Raw genomic sequence first — 22,062 nt, forward strand, 5'->3', positions numbered from 1 at the left:
TACCGTATCGGCATGGCAGCAAGCACCCACACAGTGACCAACCAGGTCCCGCCGCTGGTCGGCTATGACGTCTTCGCCACCGACCGCGCCCTCACCGAAGCGGTCGGGAGACACATCGCGCCCGAGATCCTCCCCGAGGCGCAGAGGGAACTCGGGGCGCTCGGTCTGTCCGCCGGCTCCGTCCAGGCTCAGCTGTGGGGTGCTCAGGCGAACGAGAATCCGCCCGGACTGCATACGCACGACCGCTACGGACACCGCGTCGACGAAGTGGAGTTCCATCCGGCCTGGCACCGGCTGCTGGGGCATGCGGTCTCGGCCGGTCTGACCGACGCCTGGGGCCGCCCGGCCGGACATGTGCGGCGGGCGGCCGGGTTCCTGGTGTGGACACAGGCCGAGGCCGGCCACGGCTGCCCGCTGTCGATGACGCACGCCGCCGTCCCCGCGCTGCGGACCGATCCCGCGCTGGCAGGCGAGTGGGAGCCCCTGCTGACCTCGCACGTGTACGAGGAGGGGCTGCGGCCCCCGTCGCAGAAGGCCGGTGTGCTCTTCGGGATGGGCATGACGGAGAAGCAGGGCGGCACCGATGTGCGCTCCAACACGACCCGCGCCGAGCCGCTGGCCGGCGACGGCGAGTATCTGCTCACCGGCCACAAGTGGTTCTGCTCGGCACCGATGTCCGACGGCTTCCTGGTGCTGGCGCAGGCGCCGGGCGGGCTGAGCTGCTTCCTCGTGCCACGCGTCCTGCCGGACGGAGCCCGCAACGCGTTCGCGATCCAGCGCCTCAAGGACAAGCTGGGCAACAGGTCCAACGCCTCCGCCGAGGTCGAGTTCGACGGGACCTGGGCTCGCCTGGTCGGCGAGGAGGGGCGCGGGGTGCGCACCATCATCGAGATGGTGGCGGCGACCCGGCTGGACTGCGTGGTCGGTTCGTCGGCGCTCATGCGGCAGGCGGTGGCGCAGGCGATCCATCACACCGCGTACCGCAGCGCGTTCGGCGGCCTGCTGATCGAGAAGCCGCTGATGCGCAACGTCCTGGCCGATCTGGCGCTGGAGTCGGAGGCGGCCACGACGCTGGCGCTGCGGCTGGCCGCCGCGTACGACGCGGACACGGACGCGGAGCGCGCCTTCCTGCGGATCGCGGTGCCGACCGCCAAGTACTGGGTGACGAAGCGGTGCAGCGCGGTGGTCGGCGAGGCCCTGGAGTGCCTCGGCGGAAACGGGTACGTGGAGGAGTCCGGGATGCCCCGGCTGCTGCGCGAGGCGCCGCTCAACTCGATCTGGGAGGGCTCGGGCAACGTGCAGGCGCTCGATGTGCTGCGCGCGCTCCAGCGCGAGCCGCAGGCGCTCAACGCGTTCCTGCTGGAGGTCGGAAAGGCGCGCGGCGCCGATCACCGGCTCGATGCCGCGATCAAGGACCTGCTGACCGAGCTGGCGGATCTGGATGCCGTGGAGGCGCGGGCCAGGCGGCTGGTGGAGCGGATGGCGCTCGTGCTCCAGGGCTCGCTGCTGCTGCGCTGGGCTCCTCCGGAGGTCGCGGACGCGTTCTGCGCCTCGCGGCTCGGCGGGGACTGGGGCTCCGCGTTCGGGACGCTGCCGCACAGCCTGGACCTGGCGTCGATCGTGGAGCGGGCACGGGCCCAGGACCGGTAGTTCTCCGGCGTACGGCCAACGATGGAAGGTGGTGCTGCGCCGACACGGCACCACCCTCCACCTTTGTGGACCACCGGACGGCGGAGCCGAGGACTCCCAGTCCGGTGTTCTGCCACTCTCATACGATCTGCGGCCTGTCACCAGAGTTGCAAAGGGTTGCAACCATTGTGGCGAGTGCGCCGCACCGCGGACCCGGGCACGGCAGGATGGGTCTTCTGGACCCGGTGCTTTCCCGTCCGGACCGGGTCCACGCTTTGTTTTTGGGGGAACCCGTCATGAAGACAAGCCCTGCCGTGGCAACGCGACGGCCAGCAGACCCGCGTCCGGTGGTGACCGCCACCCGCCTCGTGCACCGGGCCAGGGAGGCCCGTCTGGCGGGCGCGCGCGGGGTGCCGGTCCCGCGCGCGGAGATCGACGCGTCCTGGGACCGGGTGCTCCGCAGCGGCATCGATCCCGAGCAGTCACCGGAGAGCGAGCTGCTGGAGGCGGACGAGATCGAGCACCGGCGCCGGAGCACGGTGCTCGGCGACGTCATGCCGATGCTGCGGGACGGGCTGGCCGCGATCGCCGACGCCGCCCAGCAGATCCTGGTCGTCACGGACAACGAGGGCCGGGTGCTGTGGCGCCAGGGCCACACGGCCGTGATGCGCCTCGCCAAGGACATCTGCCTGGAGGAGGGCGCCGCCTGGTCGGAGTCGACGACCGGGACGAACGCGATCGGCACGGCGCTCGCCACCCGCACTCCGGTGCAGGTCCACTCGGCCGAGCACTTCATCCGCGCCCTGCACAACTGGACGTGTGCGGCGGCCCCGGTGCGCGATCCGCGCGACGGACGGCTGATGGGCATCGTCGACATCAGCGGCCCGGCGTCCACGTTCCATCCGACGACACTGGCGCTGGTCGGCTCGGTGGCCTCGCTGGCGGAGAGCGAACTGCGGACACGGCACCTGGTGGCGATCGAGCGGCTGCGGTCGGTGGCGGCGCCGATCCTGTGCCGGCTGGGCGGCCGTGCGCTGGTGGTGGACACCCATGGCTGGCTGGCCGCCGTCATCGGGATGCCGCCCGTGGACCGGCTGCCGCTGCCGAAGTCGCTGCAGCCGGGCCGGGTGTGGCTGGCGTCGCTCGGGATGTGCCTCGTGGAGCCGTTGCCGGGGGGCTGGCTGGTGCAGGTGGCGGACGGCCGGGCCGACGGGCCGCCGCGCCGCGTGGTGCTCGACCTGAGCCGGGAGCGTGGGCTCGCGGTGCATGTCGCGGGTCCGGTGGGCGCCTGGACCCAGCGGCTCTCCCCCCGCCACGCGGAGCTGCTGTACGCCCTGGCCCTGCACCGGGAGGGGCGCACCGCGGCGGAGCTGGCCCAGGACATCTTCGGCGACCCGACCCGGACGGTGACGGTCCGGGCGGAGATCTCCCGTATACGGCGCCATCTGGCGGAGGTGCTCGCCCATCGCCCGTACCGCTTCGGTGAGGGGGTGGAGGTGGAGGTGATCCATCCGGACCTGCCGGCGGACCTGCTGCCCCGTTCGACGGCTCCGGTGGTGGTCAGGACGCGTACGTCCGCGGGTACGGTCTGAGACCGGCCGGACAGCGGTGGGCGGACTCCCGGACGGGCCGGGCAGGGGTGGCCCGGCATCGGGCCGCAGGTCCGGGGCGGCGCGGGTCCTGCGTGGACCGGGTTTGGCGCGGCGCGGGCGGCGTGGTTTTCTGGCGGCCATGAGCAACCCCACCCTTCCCGCCGCCCCTGCCGCTCCCACCTCCGAGGTGACCATCTGGTCCCTGGAGCAGACCTCGCCCGACGATCTGCGCCCCGCGGCCGCTCCCACGGGCGATGTGCGGATCGTCCGGTCGCAGACGGCACTGCCGGAGTTCAGCCGGTTCCTGTACACGGCGGTGGGCGGGGACATCCGGTGGACCGACCGGCTGGGACTGACGTACGCGCAGTGGCAGGAGGTCCTGGACCGTCCGGGCGCGGAGACCTGGGTGGCGTACGAGAACGGGACCCCCGCCGGTTTCATCGAGCTCGACTCGCAGGAGGGCGGTGTGGTCGAGATCGGCTACTTCGGGCTGATCCCGGCCTTCCGGGGGCGCCGCATCGGCGGCCACCTGCTGTCGTACGGTGTCGCGCGCGCCTGGGATCTGGCCGAACGCCACCCCGACCGGATGCCCACCGAGCGGGTGTGGGTGCACACCTGCTCCAACGACGGCCCGCACGCCATGGACAACTACCTGCGCCGCGGTTTCCGGCTGTTCGACACCCGGACCGAGCGGGAGCCCGACGCCGTGAACCCCGGCCCCTGGCCCGGCGCGTACGACGACTCCGCGGCCTGACAAAGTCGCTTTGTCGATGTCCCGGAAGTGACGGATGCCACAGCGTCTCACATTCCGGGACCATCTCGTCCACATACTGGATCGTGGTGGACTGCCCCGAGATCCGCGTGACACGCTTCCTTCATGTCTGGAACTGGAATTGCCTTGGTGAGTCGGCGGCACGTCGACCTCGGCCGCATGTCCAGCGCCATCTGTCCGGCACGCTGAGAGTCTCCAGCACCGCCGCGCCCCCCTGATCACGCTTCATCCCTGCGCACCGCCGCGCTTCACGCGAGTGTGCAGTTCAGAGCCGCCCTCCTGCAGTCCCGAAGGACGTATTTGCCATGGCCGCCACCCCCGAACAGCCTGCTACCGCCACGCCCCGCCGCAAGGCCGGACGTCACCGTGGTGAAGGTCAGTGGGCCATGGGTCACTACACCCCGCTCAACGGGAACGAGCAGTTCAAGAAGGACGACGACAGTCTCAACGTGCGGACACGCATTGAGACGATCTACTCCAAGCGCGGCTTCGACTCGATCGACCCGAACGATCTTCGCGGCCGTATGCGCTGGTGGGGTCTCTACACCCAGCGCCGGGCCGGCATCGACGGCGGCAAGACCGCGGTGCTCGAGCCCGAGGAGCTCGAGGACTCGTACTTCATGCTGCGGGTGCGCATCGACGGCGGACGGCTGACGACCGCGCAGCTGCGGGTGATCGGTGAGATCTCCGAGCAGTACGCGCGCGGGACGGCCGACATCACCGACCGGCAGAACGTCCAGATGCACTGGATCCGCATCGAGGACGTCCCGGCGATCTGGGAGAAGCTGGAGGCCGTCGGGCTCTCCACGACCGAGGCCTGCGGCGACTGCCCCCGCGTGATCATCGGCTCGCCCGTCGCCGGCATCGCCGCGGACGAGATCATCGACGGCACGCCCGCGGTGGACGAGATCCACGACCGGTACATCGGCAGCCCGGAGTTCTCCAACCTGCCGCGCAAGTTCAAGACCGCGATCTCCGGCTCGCCCGTCCAGGACGTGGTGCACGAGATCAACGACATCGCCTTCGTCGGTGTCGACCACCCCGAGCACGGTCCGGGCTTCGACGTCTGGGTCGGCGGCGGCCTGTCCACCAACCCGCGGCTGGCCGAACGCCTGGGCACCTGGGTGCCGTTGGACGAGGTTCCCGATGTCTGGGCCGGTGTCGTCGGCATCTTCCGCGACTACGGCTACCGCCGTCTGCGCACGCGTGCCCGCCTCAAGTTCCTGATGGCCGACTGGGGTCCCGCGAAGTTCCGTCAGGTGCTGGAGGACGAGTACCTGAAGCGTCCGCTGCTGGACGGCCCCGCCCCCGCCGAACCCTCCTCACGCTGGCGCGACCACATCGGTGTCCACCAGCAGCAGGACGGCCGTTTCTACGTGGGCTTCGCCCCGCGCGTCGGCCGGGTGGACGGTTCCACCCTGGCCAAGATCGCGGAGCTGGCCGAGGCGCACGGCTCGGGCCGGGTCCGCACCACCGTCGAGCAGAAGATGATCATCCTCGATGTGGAGCAGGACCAGGTCGAGTCCCTCTCCGCCGGGCTGGAGGCGCTGGACTTCCAGGTGAAGCCCTCCAGCTTCCGGCGCGGCACGATGGCCTGCACCGGCATCGAGTTCTGCAAGCTGGCGATCGTCGAGACGAAGGCGCGCGGCGCCGCGCTCATCGACGAACTGGAGCGCCGCCTGCCGGACTTCGAGGAGCCGCTCACCATCAACATCAACGGCTGCCCCAACGCCTGCGCCCGCATCCAGACCGCGGACATCGGTCTCAAGGGCCAGCTCATGCTCGACGCCGACGGCAACCAGGTCGAGGGCTACCAGGTGCACCTCGGCGGCGCGCTCGGCCTGGAGGCCGGATTCGGCCGCAAGGTCCGTGGACTGAAGGTCACTTCGGCCGAACTGCCCGACTACGTCGAGCGGGTCCTCGGCAGGTTCCAGGAGGAGCGCGAGGACGACGAGCGCTTCGCGACCTGGGCCGCGCGGGCCAGTGCGGAGTCGCTGTCATGAGCGAACGAGCTGCGCCCTTCTACTGCCCGTACTGCGGCGACGAGGACCTGCGCCCGCACGAGGCGGGGCACGGCGCCTGGGAATGTGCTTCCTGCAATCGCGCGTTCCAGCTGAAGTTCCTGGGCCTGCTGGCCCACGGACTCCAGCGCAACGACGTGGAAGGGGACGGGACATGACGGACACGCTGCAAGCCGGCGAGCTCACCGACGAGGCCCTGAAGGAGCTGGCCGAACGTGCGGGGCGCGAGCTGGAGGACGCCTCCGCGCTCGACATCCTGAAGTGGGCCACCGACACCTTCGGCAAGCGGTTCTGCGTCACCTCCTCCATGGAGGACGCGGTCGTCGCACACCTCGCCTCCCGCGTCGCGCCGGGCGTGGACGTGGTGTTCCTCGACACCGGCTACCACTTCGAGGAGACGATCGGGACCCGGGACGCGGTGGACGCGGTGATGGACGTCAACGTCATCACGCTGACCCCGCGCCAGTCCGTGGCCGAGCAGGACGCCCGGTACGGACCGAAGCTGCACGACCGCGACCCCGACCTGTGCTGCGCGCTGCGCAAGGTCAAGCCGCTGGAGGAGGGCCTGACCGCGTACGGGGCCTGGGCGACCGGCCTGCGCCGCGACGAGTCCCCCACCCGGGCGAACACCCCGGTCGTCGGCTGGGACGAGAAGCGCCGCAAGGTCAAGGTCTCGCCGATCGCCCGCTGGACCCAGGACGACGTGGACGCGTACGTCGCCGAGCACGGCGTACTGACCAACCCGCTGCTGATGGACGGTTACGCCTCCGTCGGCTGCGCGCCCTGCACCCGTCGGGTGCTGGAGGGCGAGGACGCACGGGCCGGCCGCTGGGCCGGGCGCGGAAAGACCGAATGCGGGCTGCACGGCTGATGACGACTGATCAGGAGATTTCGATGAGCGTGACGGAGACGGGAGCCACCGTCTGGCTCACCGGTCTGCCGAGCGCGGGCAAGACCACCATCGCGTACGAGCTGGCCGGCCGGCTGCGCAGTGACGGCCACCGGGTCGAGGTCCTGGACGGCGACGAGATCCGGGAGTTCCTCTCCGCGGGCCTCGGCTTCTCCCGCGAGGACCGGCACACCAACGTCCAGCGGATCGGCTTCGTCGCCGAACTGCTGGCGGCCAACGGCGTGAAGGTGCTCGTGCCGGTCATCGCCCCGTACGCCGACAGCCGGGACGCGGTGCGCAAGCGCCACGGCGCGGAGGGCACCGCCTACCTGGAGGTGCACGTCGCGACGCCGGTCGAGGTGTGCTCCGTACGTGATGTGAAGGGGCTGTACGCCAAGCAGGCGGCGGGCGAGATCAGTGGCCTCACCGGGGTCGACGACCCCTACGAGGCACCCGAGTCGCCGGATCTGCGGATCGAGTCGCACCAGCAGACCGTGCAGGAGTCCGCAGCGGCGCTTCGTGCGCTGCTCACCGAGAGGGGCCTGGCGTGAGCACTGTCGCCACCGTGCCGGAAGGCACCGTCAATCCGTACGCGCTCAGCCACCTCGACTCCCTGGAGTCGGAGGCGGTGCACATCTTCCGCGAGGTGGCGGGCGAGTTCGAGCGGCCGGTGATCCTCTTCTCCGGCGGCAAGGACTCGATCCTCATGCTGCACCTGGCCCTCAAGGCATTCGCCCCGGCCCCGATCCCCTTCACGCTGCTGCACGTCGACACCGGGCACAACTTCCCGGAGGTCCTCGAATACCGGGACCGCACCGTCGAGAAGCACGGGCTGCGCCTGCATGTCGCCTCCGTCCAGGAGTACATCGACGCGGGCAAGCTCCGCGAGCGCCCCGACGGCACCCGCAACCCGCTGCAGACCGTCCCGTTGACCGAGGCCATCCAGCAGCACCGCTTCGACGCCGTGTTCGGCGGCGGCCGGCGCGACGAGGAGAAGGCACGGGCCAAGGAACGGGTCTTCTCGCTGCGCGACGAGTTCTCCCAGTGGGACCCGCGCCGGCAGCGCCCCGAGCTGTGGCAGCTGTACAACGGCCGGCACGCCGCCGGTGAGCACGTCCGGGTGTTCCCGATCTCCAACTGGACCGAGCTCGACGTCTGGCAGTACATCGAGCGCGAGGGGATCGAGCTCCCTGAGATCTACTTCGCCCACGACCGCGAGGTCTTCAACCGCTCCGGCATGTGGCTGACCGCAGGCGACTGGGGCGGCCCCAAGGACCACGAGACGGTCGAGACCCGTCAGGTCCGTTACCGCACGGTCGGCGACATGTCCTGCACCGGTGCCGTCGACTCCGACGCCACCACGCTGGACGCCGTGATCACCGAGATCGCCGCCTCCCGGCTCACCGAGCGGGGCGCGACCCGCGCCGACGACAAGATGTCCGAGGCCGCGATGGAAGACCGCAAGCGCGAGGGGTACTTCTAAATGACCACCACTACTGAGCAGTTGTCGGCCACCACCCTGCTGCGGTTCGCCACCGCGGGGTCCGTCGACGACGGCAAGTCCACCCTCGTGGGACGGCTCCTGCACGACTCCAAGTCGGTCCTCACCGACCAGCTGGAGGCCGTCGCGCTGGCCTCGACCAACCGCGGCCAGGAGGCGCCCGACCTGGCGCTGCTGACCGACGGTCTGCGCGCCGAGCGCGAGCAGGGCATCACCATCGACGTCGCGTACCGCTACTTCGCCACCACCCGGCGCCGGTTCATCCTCGCCGACACCCCGGGGCACGTGCAGTACACCCGCAACATGGTCACGGGCGCCTCCACGGCGGAGCTGGCCGTCGTCCTGGTCGACGCCCGCAACGGCGTCGTCGAGCAGACCCGCCGGCACGCCGCCGTCGCGGCGCTGCTCCGTGTCCCGCACGTGGTGCTCGCCGTGAACAAGATGGACCTGGTCGAGTACGCGGAGCCCGTGTTCGCCGCCATAGCCGAGGAGTTCACCGCGTACGCGGCCTCTCTCGGTGTCCCCGAGATCACCGCGATCCCGATCTCCGCACTGGCCGGCGACAACGTCGTGGAACCGTCCGCCCACATGGACTGGTACGGCGGCCCGACGGTCCTTGAGCACCTGGAGACCGTGCCGGTCAGCCACGACCTGACGGCATGCCACGCGCGCTTCCCCGTGCAGTACGTGATCCGCCCGCAGACCGCCGAGCACCCCGACTACCGGGGGTACGCCGGTCAGATCGCGGCCGGGGTCTTCCGGGTCGGTGAGACCGTCTCCGTGCTGCCGTCCGGGCGCACCACGACGATCGAGGGGATCGACGCGCTCGGCGAGAGCGTCGACATCGCCTGGGCCCCGCAGTCGGTGACGATCCGGCTGGCCGACGACATCGACGTCTCGCGCGGCGACCTGCTCGCCCCCGCGGACGACGCCCCCGCCATCACGCAGGACGTCGAGGCCACCGTCTGCCACGTGGCCGACCGGCCGCTCACCGTGGGTCAGCGGGTGCTGCTCAAGCACACCACCCGTACGGTCAAGGCGATCGTCAAGGACATCCCGTCACGGCTCACGCTGGACGACCTCTCCCAGCACCCGGCTCCCGGGCAGCTGGTGGCCAACGACATCGGCCGGGTGGTGGTCCGTACGGCCGAGCCGCTCGCGCTCGACGCCTATGCGGACTCCCGGCGCACCGGCTCCTTCCTGCTGATCGACCCCGCGGACGGCACGACGCTGACGGCCGGCATGGCGGGCGCCTCGTTCACCGCCGCCACCGACGCGGCAGCGGACGCGGACGCCGCCGCCGAGGACGCGGAATGGGACTTCTGATGATCACTGACTTCTTCTCGACCTTCGCGAAGGAGGGCGGCCGGGTCGGCAGCGGCGCCCTCGGCAGCGGCCAGGGCGGGGTCGGGCGATGTGCGTGATGACGTACGCGCACTGCCTGCGCGCCCGCTCGCACCAACTGCTCCGCCCGCACCACCCGTTCAGACGAAGACCTGCCGACCTCCCGGCCGCGTCCCCGGACTTCCGGGGGACGTGAGTACCGGGCCAACGAGAGGAAAGCCTCCCGTGTCTGCCCCCCGTACCACTCTCCGCCGCAGCCTCGCCGCTGCCGCTGCTCTGCCGCTGCTCGCCGTGGCGCTCACCGCCTGCGGCTACGGCTCCGAGGCGAAGGACGACGACGCCAAGAAGTCGAACGTCTCCGCCGACGGAAAGAAGCTCTCCGCGGACACTGTGAAGATCGGCTACTTCCCGAACCTCACGCACGCCACCGCCCTGGTCGGTATCCAGGAAGGGCTGATCGCCAAGGAGCTGGGCGGCACCACGGTCAAGCCCTCGACGTTCAACGCCGGGCCCTCCGAGATCGAGGCGCTCAACGCGGGTTCGATCGACATCGGCTTCATCGGCCCCTCCCCCTCGATCAACGGCTTCGCCAAGTCCCAGGGCAAGAACCTGCGGATCATCAGCGGTTCGGCGTCCGGCGGAGTGAAGCTGGTCGTCAACCCGAAGAAGATCAAGACGCTGGACGATCTCAAGGGCAAGAAGATCGCCACCCCGCAGCTCGGCAACACCCAGGACGTCGCGTTCCTCAACTGGATCTCCGAGAAGGGCTGGAAGGTCGACGCCCAGAGCGGCAAGGGCGACGTCTCCGTGGTCCGCTCGGACAACAAGGTGACGCCCGACGCCTACAAGTCGGGCGCCCTGGACGGCGCCTGGGTCCCGGAGCCGACCGCGTCCAAGCTGGTCGCCGAGGGCGGGAAGGTCCTGCTCGACGAGTCGACGCTGTGGCCCGACAACAAGTTCGTGATCACGAACATCATCGTGTCGCAGAAGTTCCTCACCGAGCACCCTGATGTCGTCGAGGCCGTGCTGCGCGGCACCGTGAACACCAACAAGTGGATCACCGCCAACCCGGCCGAGGCGAAGGCCTCGGCCAACGCCGCGCTCAAGACTCTCAGCGGCAAGGCGCTGCCCGCCGAGGTCCTCGACCCCGCGTGGGAGTCCATCCAGATCACCAACGACCCGCTGGCCGCGACGCTCCAGGCGCAGGCGGACCACGCGGTCGAGGCCGGTCTCCTGGAGAAGCCCGAGCTCAACGGCATCTACGACCTGAAGCCGCTGAACAAGATCCTCAAGGCCGCGGGCCAGCCCGAGGTCGCCGACGCCGGTCTCGGCGTCAAGTAACCCGACCCGTACCCGGATTCCCCAGGAGGTGACGACCATGGCGACCACCACCCTCACCAAGGCCGAGGACCGTGCAGCGGTCGAGCACGCCGCTCGTATCACGCACGTCTCCAAGTCCTTCGCCGGACCGACGGGGCAGCAGCTCGTCCTGGACGACATCACGCTCGATGTCGCTCCGGGCGAGTTCGTCACCCTCCTGGGAGCCTCCGGGTGCGGCAAGTCGACGCTGCTCAACCTGGTCGCGGGGCTCGACCGCCCGACCGCGGGGTCCATCGAGACCCCCGGCGGGCGGCCGGCCCTGATGTTCCAGGAGCACGCCCTCTTCCCGTGGCTGACCGCGGGCAGGAACATCGAACTGGCCCTGCGCCTGCGCGGGGTCGCCAAGGCGGACCGCCGCCCGGAGGCGGAGCGCCTGCTCGAACTCGTGCGGCTCGGCGGGGCGTACGGGAAGCGGGTGCACGAGCTCTCGGGCGGCATGCGCCAGCGTGTGGCCCTGGCCCGGGCACTCGCCCAGGACAGCCAACTGCTCCTGATGGACGAGCCGTTCGCGGCGCTCGACGCCATCACCCGCGATGTGCTGCACGACGAACTGACCCGGATCTGGCGCGAGACGAACGCCTCGGTCCTCTTCGTCACCCACAACGTGCGCGAGGCGGTACGGCTCGCGCAGCGCGTCATCCTGCTGTCGTCGCGGCCCGGCCGGATCGCCCGTGAGTGGACGGTCGACATCGAGCAGCCGCGCCGTATCGAGGACACCGCCGTGGCGGAGCTGTCCGTCGAGATCACCGAACAACTGCGTGGGGAGATCCGCCGTCATGGCCAGCACTGAAACGAAGGCCGACGACCTGGCAGGTCTCGAGGCGGGCCTGGACGCGCTCGACGCCGTACAGGTGCGCAGGACTCCGGCCCGCGAGATCCTGCTCAACAAGGTCCTGCCGCCGGTCCTCGCGGTCGTGCTGGTGGTGCTCGTCTGGCAGTTGCTGGTCTGGGCGAAGGTCACCGACGACTACAAGCTGCCGCCACCCTCCGCCGTCTGGCACAGCCTGACCGACATGTGGGCGCAGGGGACGCTGCTGGAGGTCATCTGGACCAGTGTGTCGCGCGGTCTGCTGGGCTTCGTGATGGCCGTCGTGATCGGCACCCCGCTGGGTCTGCTGGTGGCGCGGGTGAAGGTGGTCCGGGCGGCGATCGGACCGATCCTGTCCGGGCTGCAGTCCCTGCCCTCCGTGGCGTGGGTGGCGCCGGCCATCATCTGGCTCGGCCTCGACGACAAGACGATGTACGCGGTGATCCTGCTCGGCGCGGTCCCGTCCGTGGCCAACGGACTGGTCTCCGGCGTCGACCAGGTGCCGCCGCTGTTCCTGCGCGCGGGCCGCACGATCGGTGCGACCGGGCTGCGCGGGACCTGGCACATCGTCCTGCCGGCCTCTCTGCCGGGCTATCTGGCGGGTCTCAAGCAGGGCTGGGCGTTCTCCTGGCGTTCGCTGATGGCCGCCGAGATCATCGCGTCGTCGCCCGATCTCGGTCTGGGACTCGGCCAGTTGCTGGAGAACGGCCGCAACAACTTCGACATGCCGGGGATCTTCCTGGCGATCCTCCTCATCCTGTTCGTCGGCATCGCCATCGACCTGCTGATCTTCAGTCCGCTGGAGCGGCGGGTGCTGCGCAGCCGCGGTCTCCTCGTCAAGAGCTGAGTCTCCATGTCTGCCCCTGTCCTTCTCGTCATCGCCCACGGCAGCCGCGATCCGCGGCACGCGGCGACCGTGCACGCGCTCACCGCGCGGGTGCGGTCGCTGCGGCCGGGGCTGCGCGTGGAGACGGGCTTCCTGGAGTTCAACGCCCCGTCCGTGCCCAGGGTGCTGGAACGCCTGGTCGCGGAGGGGGCGGGCGAGGTCGTCGCGCTTCCCCTGCTGCTGACACGGGCCTTCCACGCCAAGTCCGACATCCCGTCGGTGCTGCACGAGGCCAGGACCCGGCTGCCGCAGCTGCGTATCCGTCAGGCCGAGGTGCTCGGACCGTCGCCGCTGTTGAACGCGGCGCTGGAGCAGCGGCTGCAGGAGGCCGGGGTCTCCCCCGCCGACAGGCGCTCGACCGGGCTCGTCCTGGCCTCGGCGGGCTCCACAGACCCGGAGGCGATCGCAGTGATCGCTGAAATCGCGCGGGAGCTGCGGCACACCGGTTGGTGCGCCGTGCGGCCTGCGTTCGCCTCCGCTGTTTCTGCCGGTGGCTTCTCCCGCACCGCCGATGTGGTGCGGGCCCTGCGGGCCGACGGTGTACGGCGGGTGGCGGTGGCCCCGTACGTCATCGCGCCCGGCCGGCTCCCTGACCGTATCGCCGCGGGCGCCGAGGAAGCCGGGGCCGATGTGCTGTCCGGTGTGCTGGGCCCCTCGCCGACGCTGGCCCGGCTGCTGCTGAACCGGTACGACGAGGCGTCCGTCCCGGCGGCCCGGGTGACATCGCTGAGCGCGTAGCGGGTCCGGCTCAGCCGCAGTCGAGGCTGCCGGTGCGGGTGCGCTTGAGCTCGAAGAAGTCCGAGTGGCCGGCCAGGACGCGGAAGCTGTCGAAGAGCCGCGCCGCTTCCTCGCCGCGCGGGATCGAGTTGAGGACCGGGCCGAACCACACCGTGCCGTCGACGTGGATCGTGGGCGTTCCGACGTAGGAGTCCGCAGCCGGGTCCTTGCCCCGGTCGTGGCTGCGGCGCACGGCCTCGTCGTGTACCGGGGAGTGCGCGGCGGACGCGAGGTCGGCGGGCAGCCCCAGCTCGGCCAGCGACTCGGCGGTCACCGCGTCGAAGTCCTCGTTCTTCTGCTGGTGGATACGGGTGCCCAGCGCGGTGTAGAGGTTGCGCAGGACGCCGTCCCCGTGGTCCGCCGCGGCGGCGGCCGCGACCCGGACCGGCCCGATCGACCTGTCGACCAGCTCCCGGTACCAGCCGGGGAGTTCGTTGCCGACGTTGTGCAGGTAGAGGCTCATCACATGGAAGCGGAGCTCGATGTCGCGTTCCCGCTCGACCTCCAGCATCCAGCGGGAGGCGATCCAGGCGAACGGGCAGGCAGGATCGAAGTAGAAGTCGACGGCCGTTCCGCCCGTCGCGGCGTCTGTGTGTGTGCTCATGGAACGAGCCTAAGGAGCGAGTGGCCCGCTCTCCTGGGCCATTCAGCCATCGGCAGGCTGGGCCACTGCGGCGCGCCGTCCCGGCGGCTGCTGGGAGCGGACACGGCAACGGGCCGCGCCGGGAGGCGCGGCCCGTCGGGTGAGCCGGGTCGGTGGTGCGTACGTCCGCCGGTCCGGACGCCTGTGACGGTCCTAGAAGACGCTGACGCCGTAGGCGCTCAGCGCCTCGGTGACGGGCTGGAAGAACGTGGTGCCGCCCGAGGAGCAGTTGCCACTGCCGCCCGAGGTGAGGCCCAGCGCCTTGGTGCCCGCGAAGAGGGAGCCGCCGCTGTCGCCGGGCTCGGCGCAGACGTTGGTCTGGATCAGGCCGGAGACGACGTCGCCGCCGCCGTAGTTCACGGTCGCGTTGAGGCCCGTGACCGTGCCGCTGTGCACACCGGTGGTGGAGCCGCTGCGCTTCACCGCCTGGCCGACCGTGGGGGTGCCGGCGGAGGTGATGTCCTGGTAGCTGCCGTTGTAGAGGTAGACCCGGCCGTCGGCGTTGGCGGAGTTGGAGTGCCGGATGATCCCGTAGTCATTGCCGGGGAAGCTGGAGCCCGCGGTGGAACCGAGGACGGTGGTCTGCCCGGAGTTGGTGTACCAGGTGCTGCCTATGTTGGTGCAGTGACCGGCGGTCAGCGCGTAGTACGTGCTGCCGCTGCGGACGTTGAAGCCGAGGGAGCAGCGGCCGCCGCCGGTGTAGATGGCCTGACCGCCCGCGATGAGCTTGTTGAAGGTTCCTTCGGTGTGCTTCACCGAGATCCGGGCGCCGGAGTCGGTGACCGTCTCCTTGAGCGTGGCGATCTCGGCGGCGCTCACCGTGCTGTCGACGGTCACGACGACCTTGCCGGTGCTCGCGTCGGTGTACCAGGCCGTACCGGCGACGTCGGCGCCGCGTACGGCGGAACTGGCGTCGGCGAGCTCGGCCTTCGTCACGGTGGTGTCCGGCGTCGCCTGGGCGACCGCGGTCGGTGCGGCAAGCGCGACGGCGGTGACCAGACCGGAGGTCACGGCGATGAGCCGGGCGTGTCTGGAGATGGTGCCGAGGGGGGCGAAGCGCTTGAAGGTCACAACATCCTCCATTGATGGGGGGATCCACGGCCCGCTGGGTGGGCGGACCGACAGCGTGCGACTGTCCTGGACCAGTGGGTTCTGGTCGTGGACCTGCCAACCGCACGCCCTGAATCCTTGACTCCACTTGGCCCGGTGGCAAGGTCGCCTTCCGGACTCGGCACCGGAGAACGGGCAGTGAACCCCGGTACGCGACCAGGAGACCTCCGAACGCCCGCGTCCGCTCACCGAACGGACGCCCGCAGCGAATTGCAGCAAACCGTGAACCATGGGCCGCACCCTGCTCACAGTGGCGGGCGTCACGATCACACACACCGCCAAGGTCCGCGGAGCCGGTGGACGCACGGCTCCGGGACCCGGACCGGACCCCGGACAGGCCTCGCCCGTTCGGACGGCTTACCGCCGAATTGCCCAGGCGATCCAGGTGGCCGGAATCTTCCCCTCCGGCGAAAATCGGCCGGTTCTGGCGCAGACATCAGACCGGGGCGGCACTCTTGCGGGCCCGCCCGGCCTGTGCTGTGCGGCAGCTCGGTGGGTTCAGACCTCGGCGAAGGGGTCGTCGATGAACGGGGTGGCCTGGTGGAAGTAGAGCTGCCAGCCGTTTCCGGTCAGCCTCCACAGCGAACTGCGGTGGGAGCGCAACCCCTTGGACTCCGTGTCGAAGGTGAGCTGCACCAGATCCGCGGCGAGCTGCTCCCCCTGCATCCGTGAAGCGGTCAGGGGGCTGGGCGTGGGCGCGTCGTCGGCGGTCAGTGCCGCGATGATCGTGTCACGGTCCCACAGCCGGCCGCTGGTGCCGATCTCCCGGAATCCGGGGTGCAGCAGGGTCGCCATCAGATCCGCGGAGGCCCGTACCGTCGGATCGAGGAGGCGGAGCTCGCCCTCGATGGCAGCGGCCACGGCGGGCGAAGGCTCAGTCACGCGTCATCTCCACGAGTTTGACCACTGTGTTCCAGTTACGAGTGGTGCCGATGAGGCCCTTGTTGAGGGCGGGCCGCGCGAGGGCTTCGGCCAGCTTGGAGCGGCCGAGTCCCTCGGGGGCGTACAGATAGAGCTCACGCTCGCCGAGCCGGAACTCCTCGGGGCGGAACGCGGCCGCGTCGAGCCCGGCGAAGCGGGCGGGGTCGACGGGCCCGTCGAAATAGGTGACGTGCAGCTGCTTGCCCTCGAGCTCCGCGGCCGGGAACGGGCAGGCGTCGGCCACGGCGGCCAGATAGGGACCGGGGCGCACCAGGCAGGACACCGCGAATCCGAACTGTGACTCGATGGCCTTCTCCAGCTCGGCGGCCAGGGTCGTCTCGTCACCCGACGCGCTGCTGAAGACGGCGTTCCCGCTCTGCAGGTAGGTGGCGACGTCGCCGTGCCCCAGTTCCGTGAGCAGCGTGCGGAGTTCCGCCATCGGAACCTTCCGGTGCCCGCCGACGTTGATCCCGCGCAGCAGCGCCGCGTACATCGTGCTCATGCCCCCACCTTAATTCGGTCATCCTGCCGGTGACGGCCGCCGCGCCCCGTGGGGGAGGGCGCGGCGGCCTGCGTACCTGTTACTCGACGATCTTCAGGAGCTTGTTCGCCGTTCCCTCGGTCGCATTGGAGATCGCGTCCGGGGTGGCCCCGTCGGTGAGCGCCGTGGCGACCGCCTCCGGGGTGGCGTCCGGGTGCCCGCCGAGGTAGACGGCGGCGGCCCCGACGACGTGCGGGGTCGCCATGGACGTGCCGGAGATGGTGTTGGTGCCGTCGTCGCTGTCGTTCCAGGCCGACGTGATGTCCGAGCCGGGAGCGTAGATGTCCACGACAGAACCATAGTTGGAGAACGACGACTGCTCGTCGGCCTCGGTGGACGAGGCGACCGTGATGGCCTCGGGGACGCGGGACGGGGAGCCCTCGCCCGCGTCGCTCGACTCGTTGCCGGCCGCCACCGCGAAGGTGACACCGGAGGCGATCGCCTTCTGGACCGCGGCGTCGAGGGCGGGGTCCGCTCCGCCGCCGAGGCTCATGTTGGCGACGGACGGGCCCTGGTGGTTCTCGGTGACCCAGTCGATGCCCGCGACGACCTGCTCGGTGGTGCCGGAGCCGGCGTCGTCCAGGACGCGCACGGCCACGATCTTCGCCTTCTTGGCGACACCGTGGGCCGCTCCCGCGATCGTGCCGGCCACGTGGGTTCCGTGTCCGTTGCCGTCGTTCGCGTCGTCGTCGTTGTCCACCGCGTCGAAGCCCGAGGTGGCACGGCCCTCGAAGTCCGTGTGCGTGACACGGACACCGGTGTCGATGACATATGCCGTGACGCCCTCACCCGCGGCGTCCGGGTAGGTGTACGCGCCGTCACCCGCGGTCTCGGTCTGGTCGATCCGGTCCAGACCCCAGGACGGCGGGTTCTCCTGCGTGGCGTTGATGCTGAACTTCTTGTTCTGGACGACCTTGGAGACGGCCGGGTCGGCCGCGAGCCGCTTGGCCTCGGTCTCCGAAAGACCGCTGGCGGAGAAGCCGTTGATGGCCGAGGTGTAGTTCCGCTTCAGCTTGCCGCCGTACTCCTTGGCGAGCTCCGCCTTGTCGGCCTTCTGGTCGAGCATCACGATGTAGCTGCCGGAGACGGCGGTGGCCGCGTCGGCGCCGTAGACGGTGCCCAGGGCGGGAGCCGGAGCGGCTCCGGCGAACGAGGTGTTCATCAGGGTGACACCGGCTGCGGCCGCCACGGCGGTTATCGCGGCGGTCAGCTTGATCCGGCGTGCGCGCTTGTGAATTGCCATGAAGAGGGCTCTCCTCGTCATTCTTTGTGGGGGGATTGGCCCTCGGCCGGAAGATCTCCGGGGGCTGCTTCGAAACCCTGCTCGATTGACGCGCCCAGATCAAGACCTTCATGCAGCCGTCACGCAGTCACCAGACTTTCGACATAAAACACACAGCACCTCCCGGCCGGGTCAGGCAACCGGGACCCAACCGCCTTTACGTGTAAGGGGCTTGCATCCTCCTCCTCGGGGATCCACCCACCCCGCAAGGAGGAGAAATGCCTCGCAAAGGCTCACCAGGGAGCAGGAGGAGCGGCCTTTATTCCGCCCATAGCTTCGAAGTGGAGACGGTGGCACCCCGCCGGCGTCGCTCACGAAGGGGCTGTCCCGGTCATGGGAAAAACGGATTCGGCGCGCACGGGAACGCCGCGGGTACACGGCATCGCCGCCCGAGCGGGTGGCTGGAGTGCGCGGCACCGGTGGGCGGCCGTGGGCATCTGGGTGCTCTTCGTCGTTCTGGCGATGGGACTCGGCACGGCTGCCGGCCGGGTCGACGTCAAGGACAGTGAGGCGATGTCCGGCGAGGTGAGCCGGGCGGTCCAGATCACCGAGAGCGCGGGGCTCAAGAACTCGGTCGACGAGACGGTGCTGATCCAGGCGGAGGACGCCTCGGTCAAGGCCACGGCACCGGAGGTCCGCGCCGCGGTCGACTCGGTGATCGAGGCGGTCGAGGCCACCGGCGAGGTCACCGGGGTGACCTCGCCCTACGACTCGAAATCCATCTCCGACGACGGACGCACCGCGCTCGTCCAGTTCGAGATCAGCGGAGACCGGGAGACGGCGACGGAGCGCATCGAGCCCGTCCTCTCCGCCGTCGAGAGGGTCCAGGGGGAGCACGACGGGCTGGTGATCGAGGAGATCGGCGACGCCAGCATGAACAAGACCTTCGACGACGCGTTCGGCGAGGACTTCAAGCGGGCCGAACTCTCCGCCGTGCCGGTCGCCCTGGGGATCCTCCTGATCGCCTTCGGGGCGCTGGTCGCCGCGCTGCTGCCGGTGGCCCTGGCCATGACGGCGATCGTCGCGACCATGGGACTGATGGCCCTGGTCAGCCATGTCCAGCCGATGAGCGATACCGCCGACTCGGTGATGCTCCTGGTCGGCCTCGCGGTCGGCGTCGACTACTGCCTGTTCTACCTGCGCCGGGAACGGGAGGAGCGGGCAGCGGGACGCGACGCCCGAACGGCCCTGATGATCGCCGCGGCGACCAGCGGTCGTGCCGTGATCGTCTCCGGAGTGACGGTGTGCGTCGCGATGGCGGGCATGCTGTTCACCGGGATCGCCGAGTTCGAGGCGATGGGCCTGGCCTCGCTGATGGTCGTCGCGGTGGCGATGGTCGGCTCGGTGACGGTGCTGCCCGCGCTGCTCTCCCTGCTGGGTGAGCGTGTCGACAAGGGCCGGCTGCCGTTCATCGACCGGATCAAGCGCTCCCGCGGCAGGGACACCGGAAACGGCCGGGGCGAGAGCCGCGTGTGGCGTGCCGTGCTCGGCTCCGTGCTCCGCAGGCCGTGGACCTCGCTGGTCCTCGCGGCCGGCGCACTGGCCGCCATCGCCCTGCCCGCCCTGGGCATGAACACCCAGAACCTCACCCTGGACCAGGAGTTCGGCGACTCCCTGCCGATCGTGCAGACGTACGACCGCCTCAACGAGGCGTTCCCCGGCGGCGCCGACCCGGCGCGGGTCGTGGTGAAGGCCGAGGACATCAGCGCGGCCCCGGTGCGTGAGGCACTGGCCGAATTCCGCCGCCAGGCCGTCGCTTCCGGAGCCTCCAAGGGCCCCGTCGACATGGTGACGCACGACGCGGAGAACATCGCGATCATCTCCGTACCGCTGGTCGGGGGTTCCGACCAGGAGAAGGCGGAGAAGAGCCTGGACCTGCTGCGCGACCACGTACGGCCGGACACACTGCTCAAGGCCGAAGGGGTCGAGGCACCGATCACCGGCCAGGTCGCCGGCTCGAAGGACTTCAACGACCAGATCGTCGGCTCGGTCGTCCCGGTCTTCGCCTTCGTGATCATCTTCGCCTTCGTCCTGATGCTGCTCTGCTTCCGTTCGCTGACGATCGCGGTGACATCGATCCTGCTCAACCTGCTCTCGGTGGGCGCGGCCTACGGCATCCTCACCGCGGTCTTCCAGCACGGCTGGGGCGCCTCGCTCGTCGGCGCCGAGGGGGTCGGCGCGATCATCTCCTGGCTGCCGCTGTTCCTCTTCGTGATCCTCTTCGGACTCTCGATGGACTACCACGTGTTCGTGGTGTCGCGGATCCGTGAGGCCCGGATGCAGGGCCGCACGACCCGGGACGCCATCGCCCACGGAGTGGTGTCGACAGCGGGCGTCGTGACGAGTGCGGCGGTCATCATGGTCGCGGTCTTCGCCATCTTCGGCACGCTGTCCATGCAGTCCATGAAGCAGATGGGCGTCGGCCTCGCCGCCGCCGTCCTGATCGATGCCACGATCATCCGCGGGGTGCTGCTCCCGGCGGTCATGGCGCTGCTCGACGAGCGCAACTGGTACATGCCCAAGTGGCTGCGCTGGCTGCCGGACCTGACCCACGACGAGTCGGCCCCGGCCGATGCCGCTCCGCCCGCCGCGCCCTCGGTGCGCGGGGACGACGAGCCGGAGCGCGTCACGGTCTGACCGGCTCCGGGAGCAACTGCGGCACGGTCCGGCCACGCCGGACCCGGGCGCGGCACGATCCGGACGCGTCCGGAATCAGGCGGGCAGTTCGGCCTCGATGAGGTCGGCTGCCCGCTTCGTGCCGCCCTCCCCCGCCATCCGCTCCTGTACCCGGGCGAGCTTCTCGGCCACCTCGGGGTCGTCCACCAGGGCGAGCACGGCGGCGCGCAGGGACGCGGCGTCGGCATCCTCCTTGGGAAGGTGCCTGGCCACACCGAGCGCCTGGAGCATGTCCGCGTTGCCGTACTGGTCGACGGCCTGCGGGACGGCGACCAGCGGGGTGCCAGTGGCGAGCCCCTCCTGGCTGCCGCCGGCTCCCGCATGGGTGATGAAGGCGTCCGCCTGCTTGAGTACGGACAACTGCGGCACCCAGGAGTGCACTTCGATGTTCGCCGGTACGTCCCCGAGTGCGGACGGGGGGACATGCGTGCCGATCTGGAGCACGACGTGCCAGCCCGGCAGGTCACCGAAGGCCTTGACGCACTCGCGGTAGAAATCCGGCTCGTTGGTGAACGACGACCCGAGCGACACCAGCAGCACCTTCCCGGCGTCGGCGGGGCGCTTCCACTCGCCCTGGTCGGCACGCTCGCCCTGGCAGGCGCCGACGAAGGTGTACACGCCGTGGTCGACCCGGTCGGCGTTGGGCTGGAGCGCCTCGGGGATCAGGACGACGGCACGGCGCGGCCGGGCCACGAAGTCGTCCGAGGAGACGTCCCCCAGGCCGTTCTCCGCGAGCCAGCGCTCGAAGCGCGCGTAGTAGGCCCGGCCCCGCTCGGTCTCCTTGAGCCCGGCGGTCATCGGCTCGCCGACCTCCTTCTCGTACCCCTCCCACGGAACCAGGTTGGGCCAGAGGGAGACGGCGGGGACGCCCCAGCGGTGGGCGAGGACCCGCGCCGGGTAGGACGTGATGTCGTGCAGGACCAGGTCCGGTTCGTCACCGGCGAAGGCCTCGGCGAGCCGGGGGAGAGCCTGCACGGCGTCTTCCAGGAACGGCTCGATGTTGTCGATGAGTTCCGTGCCCCAGTCCTCCGGGTTCTCCTCGGTGGGCAGCACGGAGGTGTAGATGACCGGTTCGGCTCCGGTGGCGGCGACCTTGTCCGCGAAGGAGGCCGGGATGGCGTAGCTGACGCGGTACCCACGGGCGACGAGCTCCCGGATCACTTCCAGGCTCGGGTTCACGTGCCCGTGGGCGGCGATGGAGAACATGGCGATATGGGCGCGCGGGGTCGATGTCATGTCCGCCAGCGTAAGCGAGACGATACGTCTCGTCCAGTCTATTCGGGGGCCGGA

20 protein-coding genes and 1 pseudogene are annotated in these 22,062 nt (G+C 70.3%); 15 read left to right on the plus strand and 6 right to left on the minus strand.

What is annotated here, in order from left to right; all coding sequences use genetic code 11:
• Positions 1–12: 12 nt before the first annotated feature.
• From OG257_RS08520 to OG257_RS08585, 14 genes are all read left to right on the plus strand, one after another.
• Positions 13–1,650, plus strand: coding sequence for an acyl-CoA dehydrogenase family protein (locus OG257_RS08520; RefSeq protein WP_329206202.1), 1,638 nt, complete (start codon positions 13–15; stop codon positions 1,648–1,650).
• A 275-nt stretch (positions 1,651–1,925) separates the two neighbouring features.
• A complete protein-coding gene (locus OG257_RS08525; RefSeq protein WP_329206203.1) occupies positions 1,926–3,221 on the plus strand; it encodes a GAF domain-containing protein in 1,296 nt (431 codons plus the stop codon).
• 139 nt (positions 3,222–3,360) lie between these two features.
• Positions 3,361–3,975, plus strand: coding sequence for a GNAT family N-acetyltransferase (locus tag OG257_RS08530; protein WP_329206204.1), 615 nt, complete (start codon positions 3,361–3,363; stop codon positions 3,973–3,975).
• 123 nt (positions 3,976–4,098) lie between these two features.
• Positions 4,099–4,182 carry a putative leader peptide gene (locus OG257_RS08535; protein ID WP_310591794.1) on the plus strand — a complete coding sequence of 28 codons (84 nt, stop codon included), beginning with the start codon at positions 4,099–4,101 and terminating at the stop codon, positions 4,180–4,182.
• A 116-nt stretch (positions 4,183–4,298) separates the two neighbouring features.
• Positions 4,299–5,996, plus strand: coding sequence for a nitrite/sulfite reductase (locus OG257_RS08540; RefSeq protein ID WP_329206206.1), 1,698 nt, complete (start codon positions 4,299–4,301; stop codon positions 5,994–5,996).
• Entirely contained in the window at positions 5,993–6,172 is a 180-nt protein-coding gene (locus OG257_RS08545) for a hypothetical protein (protein ID WP_329206208.1), read from the plus strand. The genes OG257_RS08540 and OG257_RS08545 overlap by 4 nt, the downstream gene beginning before the upstream one ends.
• A complete protein-coding gene (locus OG257_RS08550) occupies positions 6,169–6,885 on the plus strand; it encodes a phosphoadenylyl-sulfate reductase (RefSeq protein ID WP_329206210.1) in 717 nt (238 codons plus the stop codon). Before OG257_RS08545 ends, OG257_RS08550 begins: the two co-directional genes overlap by 4 nt.
• Positions 6,885–7,454, plus strand: a complete 570-nt coding sequence (gene cysC, locus OG257_RS08555; protein WP_329206212.1) for an adenylyl-sulfate kinase — start codon at positions 6,885–6,887, stop codon at positions 7,452–7,454. The genes OG257_RS08550 and cysC overlap by 1 nt, the downstream gene beginning before the upstream one ends.
• The gene (gene cysD, locus OG257_RS08560; protein WP_329206213.1) at positions 7,451–8,386 is read left to right on the plus strand and encodes a sulfate adenylyltransferase subunit CysD; all 936 of its coding nucleotides are present in this window, start codon (positions 7,451–7,453) and stop codon (positions 8,384–8,386) included. Before cysC ends, cysD begins: the two co-directional genes overlap by 4 nt.
• Positions 8,387–9,730: a sulfate adenylyltransferase subunit 1 gene (locus tag OG257_RS08565; RefSeq protein WP_329206215.1), complete on the plus strand. Its 1,344-nt coding sequence runs from the start codon at positions 8,387–8,389 to the stop codon at positions 9,728–9,730.
• A gap of 243 nt (positions 9,731–9,973) precedes the next feature.
• Positions 9,974–11,089, plus strand: a complete 1,116-nt coding sequence (locus OG257_RS08570) for an aliphatic sulfonate ABC transporter substrate-binding protein (protein ID WP_329206217.1) — start codon at positions 9,974–9,976, stop codon at positions 11,087–11,089.
• Positions 11,090–11,126: 37 nt separating this feature from the next.
• A complete protein-coding gene (locus OG257_RS08575) occupies positions 11,127–11,918 on the plus strand; it encodes an ABC transporter ATP-binding protein (RefSeq protein ID WP_329206218.1) in 792 nt (263 codons plus the stop codon).
• On the plus strand, positions 11,905–12,783 hold the full coding sequence (locus OG257_RS08580) for an ABC transporter permease (RefSeq protein WP_329206220.1): 879 nt from the start codon (positions 11,905–11,907) through the stop codon (positions 12,781–12,783). Before OG257_RS08575 ends, OG257_RS08580 begins: the two co-directional genes overlap by 14 nt.
• Positions 12,784–12,789: 6 nt before the next feature.
• Positions 12,790–13,560, plus strand: a complete 771-nt coding sequence (locus OG257_RS08585; RefSeq protein WP_329206221.1) for a sirohydrochlorin chelatase — start codon at positions 12,790–12,792, stop codon at positions 13,558–13,560.
• Positions 13,561–13,570: 10 nt separating this feature from the next.
• Here the strand turns inward: OG257_RS08585 and OG257_RS08590 are convergent, their stop codons facing one another.
• From OG257_RS08590 to OG257_RS08610, 5 genes are all read right to left on the minus strand, one after another.
• Positions 13,571–14,203, minus strand: coding sequence for a mycothiol-dependent nitroreductase Rv2466c family protein (locus OG257_RS08590; RefSeq protein WP_329206223.1), 633 nt, complete (start codon positions 14,201–14,203; stop codon positions 13,571–13,573).
• A gap of 192 nt (positions 14,204–14,395) precedes the next feature.
• Positions 14,396–15,313: a S1 family peptidase gene (locus tag OG257_RS08595; RefSeq protein ID WP_329206224.1), complete on the minus strand. Its 918-nt coding sequence runs from the start codon at positions 15,311–15,313 to the stop codon at positions 14,396–14,398.
• A gap of 537 nt (positions 15,314–15,850) precedes the next feature.
• Complete coding sequence (locus tag OG257_RS08600) at positions 15,851–16,234, minus strand: nuclear transport factor 2 family protein (protein ID WP_329206226.1); 384 nt, start codon at positions 16,232–16,234, stop codon at positions 15,851–15,853.
• Positions 16,227–16,775, minus strand: a complete 549-nt coding sequence (locus tag OG257_RS08605; RefSeq protein WP_329206228.1) for a DUF1697 domain-containing protein — start codon at positions 16,773–16,775, stop codon at positions 16,227–16,229. Before OG257_RS08605 ends, OG257_RS08600 begins: the two co-directional genes overlap by 8 nt.
• 79 nt (positions 16,776–16,854) lie before the next feature.
• Entirely contained in the window at positions 16,855–18,057 is a 1,203-nt protein-coding gene (locus OG257_RS08610; RefSeq protein WP_329206229.1) for a S8 family peptidase, read from the minus strand.
• A gap of 372 nt (positions 18,058–18,429) precedes the next feature.
• Between OG257_RS08610 and OG257_RS08615 the strand changes: the two genes are divergently transcribed.
• Positions 18,430–20,733, plus strand: coding sequence for an MMPL family transporter (locus tag OG257_RS08615; RefSeq protein ID WP_329206230.1), 2,304 nt, complete (start codon positions 18,430–18,432; stop codon positions 20,731–20,733).
• A 75-nt stretch (positions 20,734–20,808) separates the two neighbouring features.
• Here the strand turns inward: OG257_RS08615 and mgt are convergent.
• Positions 20,809–22,045 (minus strand): annotated as a pseudogene (mgt, locus tag OG257_RS08620) (macrolide-inactivating glycosyltransferase).
• Positions 22,046–22,062: the final 17 nt, after the last annotated feature.

Origin of the sequence: Streptomyces sp. NBC_00683 (genome assembly GCF_036226745.1) — a bacterium.
Classification (GTDB): Bacteria; Actinomycetota; Actinomycetes; order Streptomycetales; family Streptomycetaceae; genus Streptomyces.

Excerpts from the sequence above, each read along its gene's own strand:
- OG257_RS08520 (WP_329206202.1), top strand. The coding sequence starts at position 13 with ATGGCAGCAAGCACCCACACAGTGACCAACCAGGTCCCGCCGCTGGTC.
- OG257_RS08525 (WP_329206203.1), top strand. The coding sequence starts at position 1,926 with ATGAAGACAAGCCCTGCCGTGGCAACGCGACGGCCAGCAGACCCGCGT.
- OG257_RS08530 (WP_329206204.1), top strand. The coding sequence starts at position 3,361 with ATGAGCAACCCCACCCTTCCCGCCGCCCCTGCCGCTCCCACCTCCGAG.
- OG257_RS08535 (WP_310591794.1), top strand. The coding sequence starts at position 4,099 with ATGTCTGGAACTGGAATTGCCTTGGTGAGTCGGCGGCACGTCGACCTC.
- OG257_RS08540 (WP_329206206.1), top strand. The coding sequence starts at position 4,299 with ATGGCCGCCACCCCCGAACAGCCTGCTACCGCCACGCCCCGCCGCAAG.
- OG257_RS08545 (WP_329206208.1), top strand. The coding sequence starts at position 5,993 with ATGAGCGAACGAGCTGCGCCCTTCTACTGCCCGTACTGCGGCGACGAG.
- OG257_RS08550 (WP_329206210.1), top strand. The coding sequence starts at position 6,169 with ATGACGGACACGCTGCAAGCCGGCGAGCTCACCGACGAGGCCCTGAAG.
- cysC (WP_329206212.1), top strand. The coding sequence starts at position 6,885 with ATGACGACTGATCAGGAGATTTCGATGAGCGTGACGGAGACGGGAGCC.
- OG257_RS08565 (WP_329206215.1), top strand. The coding sequence starts at position 8,387 with ATGACCACCACTACTGAGCAGTTGTCGGCCACCACCCTGCTGCGGTTC.
- OG257_RS08575 (WP_329206218.1), top strand. The coding sequence starts at position 11,127 with ATGGCGACCACCACCCTCACCAAGGCCGAGGACCGTGCAGCGGTCGAG.
- OG257_RS08580 (WP_329206220.1), top strand. The coding sequence starts at position 11,905 with ATGGCCAGCACTGAAACGAAGGCCGACGACCTGGCAGGTCTCGAGGCG.
- OG257_RS08585 (WP_329206221.1), top strand. The coding sequence starts at position 12,790 with ATGTCTGCCCCTGTCCTTCTCGTCATCGCCCACGGCAGCCGCGATCCG.
- OG257_RS08590 (WP_329206223.1), bottom strand. The coding sequence starts at position 14,203 with ATGAGCACACACACAGACGCCGCGACGGGCGGAACGGCCGTCGACTTC.
- OG257_RS08605 (WP_329206228.1), bottom strand. The coding sequence starts at position 16,775 with ATGAGCACGATGTACGCGGCGCTGCTGCGCGGGATCAACGTCGGCGGG.
- OG257_RS08610 (WP_329206229.1), bottom strand. The coding sequence starts at position 18,057 with ATGGCAATTCACAAGCGCGCACGCCGGATCAAGCTGACCGCCGCGATA.
- OG257_RS08615 (WP_329206230.1), top strand. The coding sequence starts at position 18,430 with ATGGGAAAAACGGATTCGGCGCGCACGGGAACGCCGCGGGTACACGGC.